This is a genomic window from Pseudoalteromonas sp. 2CM28B (genome assembly GCF_023161935.1).
The window spans coordinates 1-14,997 of record NZ_JALNTH010000037.1 but is presented as its reverse complement, the minus strand read 5'-3'; the positions used below and the strand labels follow the sequence as shown (position 1 = coordinate 14,997).

14 protein-coding genes are annotated in these 14,997 nt (G+C 37.1%); 6 read left to right on the top strand and 8 right to left on the bottom strand.

What is annotated here, in order from left to right; translation table 11 throughout:
- Positions 1–8: 8 nt before the first annotated feature.
- Genes ssb through MTN96_RS29900 form a run of 4 tightly spaced genes read right to left on the bottom strand, consistent with a single transcriptional unit; the run spans position 9 to position 5,573 of the window.
- Positions 9–623 (bottom strand): single-stranded DNA-binding protein, encoded by a 615-nt coding sequence (gene ssb / locus MTN96_RS29915; protein WP_282452133.1) that lies wholly within the window; start codon positions 621–623, stop codon positions 9–11.
- Positions 624–631: 8 nt separating this feature from the next.
- Entirely contained in the window at positions 632–4,321 is a 3,690-nt protein-coding gene (gene brxC, locus MTN96_RS29910; protein ID WP_248533819.1) for a BREX system P-loop protein BrxC, read from the bottom strand.
- A gap of 35 nt (positions 4,322–4,356) precedes the next feature.
- Positions 4,357–4,962 carry a DUF1788 domain-containing protein gene (locus MTN96_RS29905; RefSeq protein WP_248533817.1) on the bottom strand — a complete coding sequence of 202 codons (606 nt, stop codon included), beginning with the start codon at positions 4,960–4,962 and terminating at the stop codon, positions 4,357–4,359.
- Positions 4,962–5,573: a DUF1819 family protein gene (locus tag MTN96_RS29900; protein ID WP_248533815.1), complete on the bottom strand. Its 612-nt coding sequence runs from the start codon at positions 5,571–5,573 to the stop codon at positions 4,962–4,964. The genes MTN96_RS29905 and MTN96_RS29900 overlap by 1 nt, the downstream gene beginning before the upstream one ends.
- A gap of 477 nt (positions 5,574–6,050) precedes the next feature.
- Between MTN96_RS29900 and MTN96_RS29895 the strand changes: the two genes are divergently transcribed.
- Both MTN96_RS29895 and MTN96_RS29890 read left to right on the top strand, forming a co-directional pair.
- Positions 6,051–6,890, top strand: a complete 840-nt coding sequence (locus MTN96_RS29895; protein WP_248533813.1) for a hypothetical protein — start codon at positions 6,051–6,053, stop codon at positions 6,888–6,890.
- Positions 6,887–7,636 (top strand): hypothetical protein, encoded by a 750-nt coding sequence (locus tag MTN96_RS29890; protein ID WP_248533811.1) that lies wholly within the window; start codon positions 6,887–6,889, stop codon positions 7,634–7,636. The genes MTN96_RS29895 and MTN96_RS29890 overlap by 4 nt, the downstream gene beginning before the upstream one ends.
- Before the next feature lie 330 nt (positions 7,637–7,966).
- Here MTN96_RS29890 and MTN96_RS29885 read toward each other — a convergent pair whose 3' ends face one another.
- On the bottom strand, positions 7,967–8,173 hold the full coding sequence (locus MTN96_RS29885; RefSeq protein ID WP_248533809.1) for a hypothetical protein: 207 nt from the start codon (positions 8,171–8,173) through the stop codon (positions 7,967–7,969).
- A gap of 810 nt (positions 8,174–8,983) precedes the next feature.
- Here MTN96_RS29885 and MTN96_RS29880 point away from each other — a divergent pair.
- On the top strand, positions 8,984–9,862 hold the full coding sequence (locus tag MTN96_RS29880; RefSeq protein ID WP_028834970.1) for a hypothetical protein: 879 nt from the start codon (positions 8,984–8,986) through the stop codon (positions 9,860–9,862).
- A 35-nt stretch (positions 9,863–9,897) separates the two neighbouring features.
- Here MTN96_RS29880 and MTN96_RS29875 read toward each other — a convergent pair whose 3' ends face one another.
- The 3 genes from MTN96_RS29875 to MTN96_RS29865 all read right to left on the bottom strand — a co-directional run bounded on the left by MTN96_RS29875 (position 9,898) and on the right by MTN96_RS29865 (position 12,363).
- On the bottom strand, positions 9,898–10,845 hold the full coding sequence (locus tag MTN96_RS29875; protein WP_248533807.1) for a replication initiation protein: 948 nt from the start codon (positions 10,843–10,845) through the stop codon (positions 9,898–9,900).
- Between the two features lie 710 nt (positions 10,846–11,555).
- Positions 11,556–11,840 carry a hypothetical protein gene (locus MTN96_RS29870; protein ID WP_248533806.1) on the bottom strand — a complete coding sequence of 95 codons (285 nt, stop codon included), beginning with the start codon at positions 11,838–11,840 and terminating at the stop codon, positions 11,556–11,558.
- Positions 11,841–11,970: 130 nt separating this feature from the next.
- Positions 11,971–12,363 carry a hypothetical protein gene (locus MTN96_RS29865; protein ID WP_248533804.1) on the bottom strand — a complete coding sequence of 131 codons (393 nt, stop codon included), beginning with the start codon at positions 12,361–12,363 and terminating at the stop codon, positions 11,971–11,973.
- 653 nt (positions 12,364–13,016) lie between these two features.
- On the opposite strand from MTN96_RS29865, the gene MTN96_RS29860 reads away from it, so the two are divergent.
- The 3 genes from MTN96_RS29860 to MTN96_RS29850 all read left to right on the top strand — a co-directional run.
- Positions 13,017–13,208 (top strand): hypothetical protein, encoded by a 192-nt coding sequence (locus tag MTN96_RS29860; RefSeq protein ID WP_024601266.1) that lies wholly within the window; start codon positions 13,017–13,019, stop codon positions 13,206–13,208.
- A gap of 104 nt (positions 13,209–13,312) precedes the next feature.
- Complete coding sequence (locus tag MTN96_RS29855) at positions 13,313–14,464, top strand: site-specific integrase (protein ID WP_248533802.1); 1,152 nt, start codon at positions 13,313–13,315, stop codon at positions 14,462–14,464.
- Between the two features lie 252 nt (positions 14,465–14,716).
- Positions 14,717–14,997 (top strand): transposase (locus tag MTN96_RS29850; protein ID WP_193038655.1); only part of this gene is annotated, 281 nt, incomplete at its 3' end.

Here is a 14,997-nt window from a genome sequence, read left to right as displayed (position 1 = left end):
CGTACTAGCTAGAACGGGATGTCATCATCAAAATCTATTTCTACTTTTGGAGGATTTGTTACCGTTTGATTATTGCTTGGCGGCTGTCCTTGAAACTGATTTTGATTGTTAAATTGGTTCTGGTTCACATTTTGAGTATTTGGTTGCCCCTGAAACTGATTACTATTATTGAACTGAGTTTGGTTATTGTTATTTTGAGATGAAAAATTATTGTTTGATGGCTTCGCTACTGCATTTGGAGTGTAAGTATTATTCGGCTCACTTCTAGTTTGAGTATTTCCACCTAACATTTGCATTTGACCACCAGAATCTACAACAATTTCAGTCGTATATTTGTCTTGGCCTGTTGTTTTATCCTGCCACTTGCGAGTCTGCAACTTACCTTCAAAGTATGCTTGTGCTCCTTTTGTAAGGTACTGCCCTGCAATTTCAGCAAGCTTTCCAAAGACGACTATTCTATGCCACTCTGTTTTCTCTTGTTTTTGCCCTGTATTACGATCTTTCCAACTTTCACTTGTCGCTAAACTGATATTTGCCACAGCATTACCATTAGGTAGGTATTTAACTTCAGGGTCTTTTCCTAAACTACCAACTAGGATGACTTTATTTATTCCTCTAGACATAATTACCTCTATTTAATTCGTACTTTATTATTACTGCTTACTAATGCTGTTAGTTTTCCTTTGAGCGCTGCAAGGTAATTATTAATATCATCTTCAGTTTCGATTATTCCTGCGCTATTTACTTCACGCATAACACTTGAGGTATCTATAGATACTATTTTTTTAGGTGCTGGCTCTGCTACTTTTTTTGGCTCAGATTTTGTTGGTTTGTAGTCACCACTTTCTGAGTCTATACCTGATGCTGAAACCGATTCAGGGGCTTGTTTAGCCTTTTGCGCTACTTCTTTGGCTTTTTGCTCTGCGAGTGCTTGTTGCTGTTCAATAAACTTATTGATTAGTTCGTAAGCATCTTCTTCAAGTGTGGCTGCTTCTGTGATCTCTTGATGTATTTCAGCAATACCTTGCAGCGTATCAACACGCTTTTTAGCGTTTTGAAGTGGATAAAGCGCTTTATTGCTAATATCGCTATTTACCGCGCCTGCTGCTTTAATTTGCTCAGTTACATGTTCAATCCGAATATCAATTCTTGCCTTTGCATGAGTGCGCTTTTCAGTTAATAAAGCCTCGTTAACTTTGTTTACACTTTCAATAAGCGGTTCTACGTCGCGTATGTCACGGTATGGGCGTTCTTTATTAAAAATAGATTCTAACTTTTGCAGCGCCGCTATCGCACTTTCGTCTTTTTCGAGTGCTATGCGGTTGCGGTCAAAGTCGATAGTGAGTGCTTTGTATAACTTTTGCCAAGTTGAAAATTGAGTTTCGTAGAAGTTTTCAAGATCTTGATAGTCTTCTTCAAAATCAAGTAGATCATCACCATTAGCTAGGAATGATTCAATAAACTGATAGCTTGATTGTGCTTCAATTAAACCTGCTAGCAATACTCGGCCATTATCAATATCTTTTACACCTGGATAATGCCCCGTTGATGCTTTATTGGCAAAGCCATCAAGCTTCTTTTTCATGGTGTTAATATTAGCTTGAGCAATATTAAAAAGCTCTTTTTCACTGTCTGGAGCATTTTTTCCAAACACGTTTTTAAACAATTTAGCTGCACGGTTTAAGTTGGCTTCAGACTGTTGTTTAATACGTCGAATACGAAGCTCTGCGCGCTTTCTAACTTGTGTTAGATTGTCGTATGCACTTTTTAAAGGAACTTCTTGCTGACGCATTTGAAAGCAAATTTTGTTAGCGAGTGCTAAACGCGAAATGATTAAAATTATTTCTTCATCATTCCAACCAAATGGTCGTTTTGAAAAGCGTTTTACAATGTCTTCTGCGGTAATAGCTCTACCAGTGTCGTCACCAAGGGTTATGAACTTTTCTACCTCTAGTGAAGCCAATGGGTTTATTTCGTCAGCATTTAAGTCAAGACCAATTTGACTTACATCATCAGCAACTAGAGTATTTTGAATTTCGCGGCGTATATCACCTGGAAATGGTTTAACTAACTTTAATTTACTGAATGTGTTTTCAATTACGTAGCGATAAAGCTCTTGAAGTATTGAGCTTACCGCTCCGCCTTTTGGATTTTGTTTAGAGCCTAATGCGTAAAATTCAGCATCTTTTAGTAGCTCCTCTACTTCTCCTATCAAGCGGCGATTGCGGTCTTGGTTTTCTGTCGCTTTTTGATGAAGTAACTGTTGTTGTTCTGGGCGTTTACCAGAGTTACCACGTAAAAACTTACTTGTTCGGATAAACGTTTCGATGTCTCTGAATACTCTGTTACTTTCAGCCAGCTTGATGATTATCGAGCCACTATCGCCGTCCATTGAACGATTAGCACACACGGTAGATGTATACTCATCGTAGTTTGGATCTCTTGGCGTAATCACTTTTACTACTAAGTCGTTTTCTTGAGAGCCATCTCGTGGACTACCATTACAAAAACGGCTGATAGGGAAATCTTGCTTGTTTTCAGGGTAACGATAGTTCGCTTCACGACGCAACACATCATCGAAAATTAGATCACTGATCTTTTTAGTTTGATCAGATAACTCTATTTCTGTTTTTTGAATTTCCTGTTCAATTTCTTTTTCTTCGTTGGTAAGGAAGATATACTCGTCACCTTGACGAGCGATAAGCATATTAAGCTCTAGGGCATTTAAAGCCTGCTCAATTTCGCGCCTTAACGCTAGGCGGTCTTCATCGACTTTGCTTACACACAGGGTTACTAAGTTATCTAACGTTGACTTAATTACATCGACATAACGAATTAAAAACAGGGTTTTTAATATATTCAGCGCAAACGGTGATATAGATTCTTTAACAGATGCCTGATCTATATCTTTTTTAACAGATGTATCGAGGAAGCTTTCGATAGCTGGATAGAAAAAATATAACGGGATTAGAACTCCGACATTTTCATTTCGGACTTGTTTGGCAGCGCTTTGGAATGCATCTAACAAAGAGCGTTCACCACGACTTAAATGTAAGCCTGTTGCACCCGCTTTACGAATAGCTTCAAATATTTTCTGAACTAGCGTGTAGTGGTATGGCACAAATGGATAGCTGTTAATAAAGCTACTTGCATCTTTATAGTTCGCTAACTCAGCGGTTGTTGTGCTGTCAAAAGCTAACTGATTTCTTAGAATGTCACCTTTTTGATCATACAAGTCCTGAAGCTCGTTGCGGGCTGCATCTTCTTTTGATAGCAGTCGTTTCTCTATCACCTCACTAGTATTTGAACTTGAAAGAGATAGGCGTTCAAAGCGACCTTGGATTTTTGAGAAGTCGTGACCTTTTGAGCCTGTCATTTGCCCTATAACTGCATCGATGTCTTCTTGAGAAGTAACTACCACCCAAGCACGGCCTTCACAAATAGTACCGAGGTTTTCAGTGATTGTTTGTAATTTGAGCATCATCTGGGTGTTGTTACCAATGAACTGACCTACTTCATCCACAAAAAACAACACTCGGCGGTCTGAGCTTACATCTAGGTATTCTTTTACCCATTTACAAAAGTTGCTGACGTCTAAGGTGAAGTTGTTTTCAAGTTGCTCAACCCACTGCCTTGCTGATTCAGTTGATTGATTAGTTACTTTACCAAGCGCATCAGCCATGTCATCGCGGTAAAAATCGTAAGCATCTCTTTCTTCTATCCAGTTAGCAGACGCTAATGCATTGAATTCTTGTTTAAACTGTGCAAATACACCTCGCTGGTCTAACTCGCGTTCAAGATGCGCAATATGAGGATGATCACCACTGAAGCCCATTTGCTCATTAAAAACTTTTAAGAACACTTTTAGAATTGCATCATCGCCGTCATCAGTATTGGCACGGCTGTCGATGTTAAAAAGGATGACAGTATTATCTTTGGTAACCGCAGTGTCTATTTCACCCAGTAAGAAGCCATCTAGGTTTTTATCTTTGAAAAATTCGATAGCTGATTTATCAAACTGACCATTTGTCGCTTGAATGTTTTGTAAAAGGTAAGACAATATTTTGATGAAGTGAGATTTACCTGAGCCAAAAAATCCACTCACCCAGATCCCTAATTTGCCTGATGCCGCTTTTGCTTTTGGATCGCGTACTGAAGGCATATACGCATCGAAGAACTCTTCGAAATGTTTTGCTAATTCGGTGGTAATTACATATTCATCTAGTTCGGTAAAAACGGTGTTGTTTTCTAATTGGTCGGCTTTTACTACACCATTAATTGGACGATTAATATCTTTAGTAAATAAGTCTTTAATTTGCATGTTATTTTATCCTTTTTGTTTGATTGCAAGTCCGTTTACGGTACTAATTTAAATGCACGGTAATAGTTATTTGATTCGATTCTGCCAAACGGCTTTAGCGCTGTACCGTCATACTCACCAGGATAGAAAAGTACCGTTGGTACATTGCCTACCTTAGCATGTAGAGCGTTTAACAAGCCGTGGCCACGAATAATAGGCCATGCGCTCCCAAGCCCATGAAGTAAAATAAACTCGGTTTTGTTTTTTTCACAAGAGCCGAAGTCGATTTTTGAAGCTATAAAGTCGGCAACTCGGTTTTGCTCAAGAGGCCCTTTTAGTGCGTTGAATAGTGCATCATCACCGCGCTCTTTTTGCACTTTAAATGCTCTTTCAGTAAGCTTGCGGGAATCAAGCAATTCAATAATTGCTTCAAATAAATTGATGCTTTTGAAATTACGCCCACGTTTATCAAGGCGTTCTGTCATGTATTCTAAATGCTCTCTTACAGTCAATTCTGACTCTGGTGGGTAGTCGAACACGTAAAAACCAATTTCATTTCCTAAACCTTGGTTTTTTAAAAAATCTTCACTTTCAATCTTGGGCTGAATTTCATCAAGCCGCTCGTGAAGTCGTTTTTGTTGTTTGGTTTTAAGCTCAACCATTAATGCAACTCCATCGCTGAAATAATATCGTCTTTGTCGATCTCTAAAAGTAAGTCTCTCACTTCTGGTAACAAATATACATTTTGTATTTTTTTATTCCGCGTTGTTTCTATATAACCAGCGTCAGCTATGACTTTAAAAGCGACTTGAGATATTTTGTAAGTCGATGATTCTGACATTTGAGCTAACTCAGGGAATAATCTAATGCGTTCATCCCAAAAGGACTCCCAATCAGCTACATCTAAACTTTCACGGAACATACGTTTAGCATCTAACACTACATTGCGCATGAAATCAGCTAGCAAAGTGCAATTAATTAACGTAGCTGCAAACATTAACTGAGTTGATAGCTCTGTGCTACCAAATGCGATAAGTTCTAGGTATTTGTCTGACATACCTTCCAAACGCTTTTTGATAGTAGCCGCATTCCTCTTTGCTGAAGCGTCAGAGCGCTTTTGGAGAACATTCTGATTTACAATGGCTTCCACCCATTCTTCTTGTGATGGTTTTTTAAGTAATAGCTCAGCTACAGTCTGACTTTCTTTGATCATTAAGCTGCCGCCAATAAGATCGCCAAGGTAGTCTTTGTATGAATTCATTTCTTTAAGCATTAATTTTCCAATTCTGCAATGTAACGAGGAGCAAAAAACAAGCTGTTGTAGCAATGTAGTAAGCGGTAATACTGCATTAGGGTATCATCGATATTCTAATGTCTTAATGAATAAGCAGCTAAAGCAGCACTTATCAAAACAATATGTATACCTTTTTCATTTGTACCACTTTTAAAGAGGCATTGTTTGTTAATTAAAGTAAACACAAATCATCGTGAAATTATACTTGATTTAGCAAGATCCCTAAACTGATTACTTTAGCGGTGCTAACTTTTGATATGACGGCGCGAACTGCTTCTCTTAGTTACTCTGATAGCTAAGCAGAAATAATAACTCATTGCTATTAGCTGAGATTTATAAATGTTTTCCCCATTTATAAATCAATGGTATGAATCAAGAGTACTTTTGATATAAGTACTTTTATTAAAGCGTTAGCATAAATCGTAGGTTAACCTATATAAGTCGGAGGGTGTAGCTATGTCCCATCAAGTTATTTGTTTAGAGGTACAATTACTTAATAAAGAACAGCTGAATGAGCATTACAGGTTAACGTTACCTACTTATTGCTTAGTTGAGTTTGCCGAAAGACTCATTAATAAAGTACACAAGGCTCGTCAGCTTCTAGAAGAAAATAATCTTTATGAGGTGATTGTTAAAACCGCGGAGGTAAATTGGTTTTATGGGCTAACCAATCGGTATCATCACTCAATGACTTCATACATACATGTAACTAGCACAAAAATTGCATTTTCAGGGCTGTTACCCCCAAATAAAGAACCTCACTTCATTACCCCATATGTAGATATTAACGATATAGCACTATCTGAGCGAACTATTAAAAGCGTTATATTAGATAACAGGCGTGTGCCATTAGTTTTATCGTTAATTCGTGAACTGGAAGCTAAACAAGAGGCGTTTGAAAACACCTCTGACCTATACTGGAAACTTGAAAATATAGTTTCGCCGATTCGAGATTTAGATGACAAGTGCACCAATGTGCTAACGACAGGTTGTGATGAACTATTATCTAACTTAAATGAAGAGTCGAACACGCTAAGTGTACAAATTGAACGGCTTGAACTGGAGATTGAGCAAATAGTATTAAGAGTCATAAAGCGTATTTTTGGTGTGGTTTATGGTGACTTAATTACTCATATTGACACTAAAAATAGAACCGCTAGCTTACGGTTTGAACATGCTTATTACTTCGATAAAGAAATTACATTTAGTGGTACAGGCATTACAAAGCAGGGAAAGATTGGTAAGCGACACCAGTCTTTTAGCATAAAGATTATGGCTGATCGGGAATCTGTATGAATATTCAAACTTTGCTATCAGAAATCAAACAGGCCAAAAAGCGCAGGGTGATTCTTGATTATCACCCATCACCAGTTAGTGGTGTAGATGTAATGGCAAAAGATTGGAAACCAAGCTTGGTACTATTACATGACTTATTTAAACTATTTAAAGCAAATAACTGCTCTATTAAAATTACCTGGTGGGGCCAGATATTTATTACCCCTGAAAATAGCAACACTGCATTTGAGTTAGCACTTGGCTACAAATTAGTAAATGTTGAAATGCACGATGTACGCACTTTAATGAGAGAGCAAGATTTCACTATTTTAAGGCTGGCAACGGCAACCCCTTATTACACAGTAAGTTTAAGAGCGCACAGAAGTAGTACTAAGTGGAAGGACGTACCTTTTAATATAGGCTGTGACTTTGCTGAAAAACTTGCTACTACACTACACTTAGGCATGCTTATTAAGATTAAAAATTACAGTAGTGCTGGGTTACAGATTGAAAAACATAGCTTATCTGACGATGATTTAATGGCGGTGTTACATTATGGTGCTGCAAAATTTGGTATTAATTCGCAGTTTTACAGCATCTCTTCAGTAATACTTAATTCTATGAGGAGGTGGGAAATTGAGTTGATGGAAAATCAAATCACAGCACAAACCCAGTACCCAATAACAAGCAGAACTTTTCAATTAAATGATAAAGAAGTTGTGTTTTTAAGATCCCTTTTACCACCCATAGTTTGTAAACCTGAGTAATTTAAAAACACTCAAATACTTATAAAACTAAAAAAGCGCCCTGATTAACTCGGAGCGCTTTGCATTTCGGACAAATAAACAAGGATTATACAAATTTAATAAGGAGATGCTTAAGCATGACCTTCATGCTTGGGGTGTCACTTTTTCGATAATATTCGTAGTTATAGATACCTGTTATCATTTTAGTACAAAAAAAACTTAGAGCGATAAACCAAGTGAAGTTTTCAGTGGATTGGAACTGTAAACACAATATAGCTGCCCCAAAAAGTGCAATGCACGAGTAAACAATCTCTATTTGATAACCACGAATAGCTTTTAAAAATTTGGACATTAAAAACCGTCATCGAACGGGTCAAAAGCATCAAAACAGTCATCATTGTTTGAATCGGCTATCGAATCTTCAATCTCATAAACAGTCATTACCCTGTCTGGCTGGCCCACCACATTGCCACCAACATCTACGATATTAGTACTGGCATTTGTGATAGGTAATCCTGTTGAGGGGTTAATTGCGATATCAATAGCGTCGTTTTTCATTTTTTAAACCTTATTAATCATTAATTACAACTTCACAATTTAATGATTTCGTGATAAAAAACAAACTCGTTTGACTGCGCAGCTCAGCAACAAACGGTTTGCATAAATAAATAGTTCCACCACCTCTTACTTTACCTATTTTTATTTAACTAAATCCCTTATTCTTTTCTAAAAAATTCATTAATAAGTTTTTTGAAGGCGGTTTTTTGTCTGAAAGACAGGTTTTGAGCTCGCATTTTTCGGCACGAAAAACTGCAAAATAGCGCCTCAGAATGAGGCCAACAAGCGCGTAATGTGGTGTAGGCGAAGCCGTAGACACATGGAGAAAGCGCGAATGTACAGCTGGTCTGTACTGACCGCGATAGTGTTTCGCATCAGCGAAATTCGATTAAAATTTGGCACAAATTGTATCGAACCATCTATTTTCGTAGAAAATAAAAGCGAAGAAAAATGCGGATAATGGGGCACCCATCGCATTGTCTGTAGCGGCGGTATGGCGGTCAGTACAGAGCGTAGCTCGGTGCATTCGCGCTGGGTCAAAAACGCTAGCGCGTAGCGCGTTGAGCCAGCTCGTTGCGGAGCAACATCAGAGCTGGCGTGCGTTTTAGGCCCTATGGTTGAACAACGAAGTTGAGAAGCCATCAGCTGAAAGCTGCTTTTTGTTGCGATAATTATCGCGACAATGATTCCGTGCATGCTGTCAGAGCATCTCGGAATGAAAAACGGCAATGTAATTATAAAATGATGATAATTTTTGTGTTGCGGTGCTAGTTAATTTTAATAATTAACTCACTAAAAGGATTTTGTGAATTGACTCAGAAACCATCAAAAGATTTAGAAACGAACAACCTACTTCTCACTCACTACCCTCGCTATTTTGATATTGATATGCGGTATTATCCAGGCGCAAACAATCATCAAAAAGGGGTTAACAGAACCAAGCTCTCGGTGCTTATTGCAATTCGGTTTTCTATTGTTACACCAGGGATTATTCGCTGGCTCTACGGCATTAATCATCGGTTATCCTTAGAGCATTTAAACCGGCTAGAAAAGGACAGTTTGTTGCGTGTTGTAAAAACACACCGCAGTCCAGATGGTCGTGTCTATGTTCCTACCTATACTGCTGCCAAATTTGCCGAGGAACTTATGGGCATCGACATACATTTTAGAGCGAATAAAAACCCTGCACTGCAGTTCAATAGTAACCATGTAATGCATAACCTGATTAATGCATTTGTAATGTTGCGCGGTATACATAATTACCATAGTAATGAGACATATGCGCCCATGTGGAATGGGTTTATTACTGAACCTGAATTTCAACGAATTAACGGCCTATCCGCTACACGAACTGTGGATGGCGCTGTGCTTCTTCCTGATGGCTCAATAGCCGCTATTGAGGTGGAACACAGTTTCAAAAATAAAACTGCACGACAAGTCATTTTGCTAAAATATTTGGCCTCGTTAAAAAAAAGCGATTACAGTAAGATTTTTTTATTCTCTCAGTCGGTCAAAATTTTTGATGATATAAAACGATTACATGAGCAGCTATTTACGGAGCTACCTGAACGTTATGACAAAAAAACACGAGCACCACTTCTCAGTGAAAGTGATGCTGAGCTGCTGCGTGCCTCAATAATATACCGTACTAAATTGTGTGAAGAAATTAATGAAATGTTTTACTCGTAATGCAGTAGCATAAACATTGAGACATTATGATTATTTTAGTTGCGTAATTGATGAGAGTAATACGACTTAGCTTTATCGTCACCAAGAATTTTTGCATACATTATACAGCGTTCGATATCGACTTTTTCGAGCCTAAAGGAAGGGTTTTCATTTTGATTTGATAGCTCATAGCCTCCTAATCGATTGAGGTTTACCCGAGCCCAAACTCCCTCTTCATGCGAGCCCTTTTTGACCTTAGGACGACGAGCTAACCTCGGCCTAGCTATATGCTGACCGTCGGATTGAGGGGTGTATGAAAACTCGATGGCAGTAATACAGTTACCCATTTTTTTTGGCTGAAAAGTTACACATAAATCTGTGTGGGCATTAATTTTTTCTATAGCAGGTAGCAGTACGCGATTTTTAAAATCCCGCCATGCTCCATATGATTCAGATAAAAACAACTTCTTTTTCATCTCTGGTAGTTGTAAATTCATAACTACAGAGCCCCGTCGTTTGTAATTTTTATAATTTCGCACCTCGTTTAGGAGTCCATACAACCGAAATGATGCTAACGTGTTAAGTTTTACTGTGTTATGAAAAAATAACTCTGTGAAATTACCCTCTATATTAAAAATATAGGGCTCTATTTCTTTTGAAAACTCTATATTAATGAATGAGCCCTGATTTTTCAGCTTTTCATATTTAGCGCTACTCACCCAAGGGATTGAAAGCGTTTCACCACTATCATCTAAAATAGTGACAGATTTATCTCTTAGTGACTCTGCGGCAGAACTCAGCTGCTCATAAACGCTGTGCTTACTCAGACCGAAACACTTGGCATATTCCGTTGGATAAATCAGAATTTTTCCTGGGTTAGACTTTTTGGAATTAATTTTAGACAACGCTAGATTTATTAATCGCTGCTCATTAATATCGAGTGAATAACCCGCATGCAACAGCTTATTAGCGAAAACAATTTTTGGAGAATTCTTACTGCTCACTTCTCTTCCTCATTTCTAGTTGATGCTGTTATGCTAACCGCGCCCCAACCAATAAAAGAAATTTCGGTAAGTTTTTTGGTAAATAAAATTTTTATTTATTCACGGTAAAAGTGTCCCCCTAAACCGTATAAATTGCCTACTCAATTCCTATAAATAGTCACAATAAACACATAAATTGCCCACTAACACTGGGAATATTACAATTTATTACAGTGACTTAACCCCCTCTAAAAGTATAAAAATAGAAAAATAGAAAAATAGAAAATTAAATGAAAAGTTGTCACTTTTATTTTTTATTAATTCATTTAGTACGGTAAAAAAATAATTAATTATTTTTTTAAATCTTTCTTATACTGCCACTATAATTTGTAATGATGCTACTGAGTGAACTAACTGAAATACGCACAAGGGAGATAGATATAAATCTACCTCCCTTGTGCATTTGACCTATCCACCTTGCCAAACATTATTACAATGACTGCTCTTTTGAGTCACCGCAACGAAACCCTGTATTTGCGCAGGACTCCCTCCCAGGTTTTATACTCAGTAACTGAGTAAAATCAGCCCTATTGAACGCTATTGCAGTTAGGGCGGCGAATCAGCAAATAATGATTCACGGGCATATTTTGGGAGACATGGTTAGGCTGTTATTTTGATTTTGAAAATAACTATTTAGGCCTGGTTCAACTGCTAATTTTTCCAATTTAACCCTAAGAAAAAATATCATCCTCGAAGTCACACGGCAGCTCCACACGCTCTACTGGGTCGCTAATCAGAGCATGCATAAGCTCGTAGGTGAGTTTTCGCATAGCATACTGATTTAGGTCTTTATTCGCTGTAATTTCAGAGCCAATGACCTCCCAGAGCTCATGTAAATTCGCATTATCACTGTGTAATTCTAATAGGTTTATCTGGTGGTCATTTGCGGTGATTACCCGACTAAATGTTTGTAATAAATTTAAAAAATCCAATGTTGATACGTATGCATGTTTCATGTTTTCACTATCCTTGTGTGGTTTGTTATCAAAATCGATAACTCATTATTAAGTAATAAACAGGTATGGGTATTTAAATCGGTTTACGAAAAATATTATAAAAAAAGCGAACAAATGTTCGCTTAGGGGGTTATGCATTGTCGATAATATCGACCCAATCATTCTCTGCTGCTGCAAAAAATGTAGCTGGCGTTTGCATAAATATTTGCTGGAACTCCTCAGAGAACAGCGCACAAAACTGTGTTATTTGCTCTATGTAGATAAGTAAAAAAAGCGTCATATCTACTCCCTCTAAATATCGATTTTCAAAACTCGGATTTTTTTCTAACATTTGATTTGAAATACTAATACCAAGTATTTTTCCAACGCTATCCCTATGTAAATAGATGTAATGATTGAAATTTAGCTCCATCGCTTGTTCGTTAACTACATCTGCTAGCAATAAAATTGTAGAGCAGTCGTCCCACGGAGATTTGCTGGCTCGAACGTATTGGCGAATGAATTGAGATTTAGTATTTTTCATTATTTGTCCTAATTAATTGTCCTCAAATTAACTAGGGCCAAGCGGTGGGGAAAAATAAAGAATTGCGTTTTTGTTGGCTAAATTTGCAAAAATAATAAAAATCATTAAGGTTAAAAAGAGCTCCCAACCTCAAGGCAGAACAATATGACTGATTACATTTGGATAATACCAGCGGTAGTACTGACACTGATTTTGATAAAACTTGTTCTCACACACGATAAAGAAAGTTAAATCTGTGAATATAAACTAAACCCCCTATTTAATTAAAAGCAAAGCAGTATTGCTTTTTAATGAGTGGCCAAATTAACTATGCCCTACATAGATACTCAACTTAATAATAAGCTTTTCATCTATACCCTTCCGCATCCTCTCAGAGTCACCTTTTAAACTATACACACCCTAATCAAAGTCAAATTACATACAATAAATTTTAGAAATGTCGATAATTTGAATAACATCAATAAAAAAATAAAAAATATTTTAAAAATACAACCCATTGATTTTAAAGTAATTAAATCTTTACTTTTATTATTTTTTTACTTTTCTTGGTTTTTTTCCCGCTTTACTACTTAAAAAGAATTTTCCAATGTCGATATATAGATAGAAAAGTAAAGTATTTTTCAATAAATCTAATACATTTCTAAGAGGTCTAAATGATAGATGTAGTACTAATCAGCAAATATTGCGAAGAGTCAGGTGAAAGTAAAAAAGCCGTAGAATCTCGAATCCAGAGAGGTGCGTGGGTAGAAGGCAAACATTTTTATAAAGTTGAAGGCGTCAGGGAGCGTTGGGTTGATCTAAATAATGTAACTGACTGGGTTAAAAATCAAGGGGGATTGATTTAGTTACTAAAGGGTTTTGGGCTGAGCCTTGCAGCAAAGAACCCTTAAAATACAGTATTTTATGGATAAAATATATAAAATTAAAACATTAAAATGATAACTTTAAAATGCTATTAAAAACTCAAAAGATTAAGCCCCCAGCGGGCGTAGTAATTCGTTACAACTCAAAAGGTGAAGCTACATCATTCCAACTGACCTTCACCTACAAAGGTATTTTATGTAGAGAAAAAGCACCATTCATCCCTAATAAACAAGGCCTAAAATCTGCAGGTTTTTTTTTGGGCCAAATCAAAAATGAAATAGCGCATAACACATTTGATTATGCCAAATATTTTCCAAAATCTAACAAAGTAAAGCTGTTTACAACTACCCCAAACGACGCAAGAGTTGTTGAGTATATGGACTTATATATTGCAAGGGGAATAGACAGGGGATTAGAAAAATCAACGATAACTGGTTATCAGAAGGCAAAAAACGGTCTAAAAACACTATGGGATTGTAAAATTTCCGAACTAGAAAGTATTGATGTTGTAAAGTTAATCGAAAAATCAACTGTATCGAGAAAAACACTATCAAACCGGATTTCATTTTTACGTTGTTGCCTAGCTCGAGCTGTGATCGATAAATTAATAAAATCAAACCCTGTTCAAAATATCCGAATAGAAGAGTATTTACCTAAAATAAACAACATAGATTCAAGAGGAGCACATAAAGATGTGTATCCATTCACACCTCAAGAAAAAGCAAAGATAATACATAAATCATCAGGGACAATACGAGCAATTGTGAGCCTAGTATTCAATACAGGCATTCGCTCTAGTGAATGGGTTGCTCTAAAAAAAACTGATGTATGTTTAAAAACAAAACAGATATCTATTTTCGATGCAATTGTTGACGGTGCTGTAAAAGGCACTAAGACAAAAGCTGGCCGAAGAAATATTCCTATTTCAGAAGATGTTTGTGATTTATTAGCATTAGAAATGAAAAAACACGACTCTGAATACTTGTTTTTAAATTCTCAGCAAAGAGTTTGGAACCAAGATTCGTTTAGAAAGCACAGATGGAAAAGCTTACTAGGCTCATGCGGCGTAAAATACCGCTACCCCTACCAGATGAGACACACGTTTGCATCTAAGTTAATTTCTGAGGGAGTAAACCACTGGAAGATATCTAAGCTTATGGGGCACTCTTCACCCAATACACTCTATCAGCATTATGGTAATTTTATCGATGAGTATGAAAGAGAGCATCATGCTTAGTTAAATACAGACTTAAAGGGGGGGATGATAGGCTTGATACGCATTCTACTCAGCTAACCCTCCCCTGCTACTTAATAATAGCTATTTAGCCCAAGTCAAACTTCTGGAAAGTGCCCAGACTGTGTGAAAACTCTGATCACCTTTTGGTCTAAGTATCTGCTGCTTATGATCGATTAATCTATACATTTAGTTCACTTAATATACTGATATTTATATAATAAGACTATTGATTCAGTCGAGGGTTGAGGCAATATGTCAAAGTTTATAAGCGGTGAAGATCGTAACCAATCAACGTTATTTCCAGAATCGTTGGAAGACTACGTCAGTGAAGATAATACGGTCAGAGTAATTGATGTTTTCATTGAGGAACTAAATCTAGCTGAATTGGGGTTTAAAGGATTAACCTTAAAGTCCACAGGCCGCCCTAAGTATCATCCAGCCACACTATTAAAGCTTTATCTTTATGGTTACCTCAACCGTATTCAATCATCCCGCCGATTAGAAACCGAATGCCAACGCAATATTGAACTGAT

Coding starts and splice junctions, on each gene's coding strand:
- ssb (WP_282452133.1), bottom strand. CDS start 623: ATGTCTAGAGGAATAAATAAAGTCATCCTAGTTGGTAGTTTAGGAAAA.
- brxC (WP_248533819.1), bottom strand. CDS start 4,321: ATGCAAATTAAAGACTTATTTACTAAAGATATTAATCGTCCAATTAAT.
- MTN96_RS29905 (WP_248533817.1), bottom strand. CDS start 4,962: ATGGTTGAGCTTAAAACCAAACAACAAAAACGACTTCACGAGCGGCTT.
- MTN96_RS29900 (WP_248533815.1), bottom strand. CDS start 5,573: ATGCTTAAAGAAATGAATTCATACAAAGACTACCTTGGCGATCTTATT.
- MTN96_RS29895 (WP_248533813.1), top strand. CDS start 6,051: ATGTCCCATCAAGTTATTTGTTTAGAGGTACAATTACTTAATAAAGAA.
- MTN96_RS29890 (WP_248533811.1), top strand. CDS start 6,887: ATGAATATTCAAACTTTGCTATCAGAAATCAAACAGGCCAAAAAGCGC.
- MTN96_RS29885 (WP_248533809.1), bottom strand. CDS start 8,173: ATGAAAAACGACGCTATTGATATCGCAATTAACCCCTCAACAGGATTA.
- MTN96_RS29870 (WP_248533806.1), bottom strand. CDS start 11,840: ATGAAACATGCATACGTATCAACATTGGATTTTTTAAATTTATTACAA.
- MTN96_RS29865 (WP_248533804.1), bottom strand. CDS start 12,363: ATGAAAAATACTAAATCTCAATTCATTCGCCAATACGTTCGAGCCAGC.
- MTN96_RS29860 (WP_024601266.1), top strand. CDS start 13,017: ATGATAGATGTAGTACTAATCAGCAAATATTGCGAAGAGTCAGGTGAA.
- MTN96_RS29855 (WP_248533802.1), top strand. CDS start 13,313: ATGCTATTAAAAACTCAAAAGATTAAGCCCCCAGCGGGCGTAGTAATT.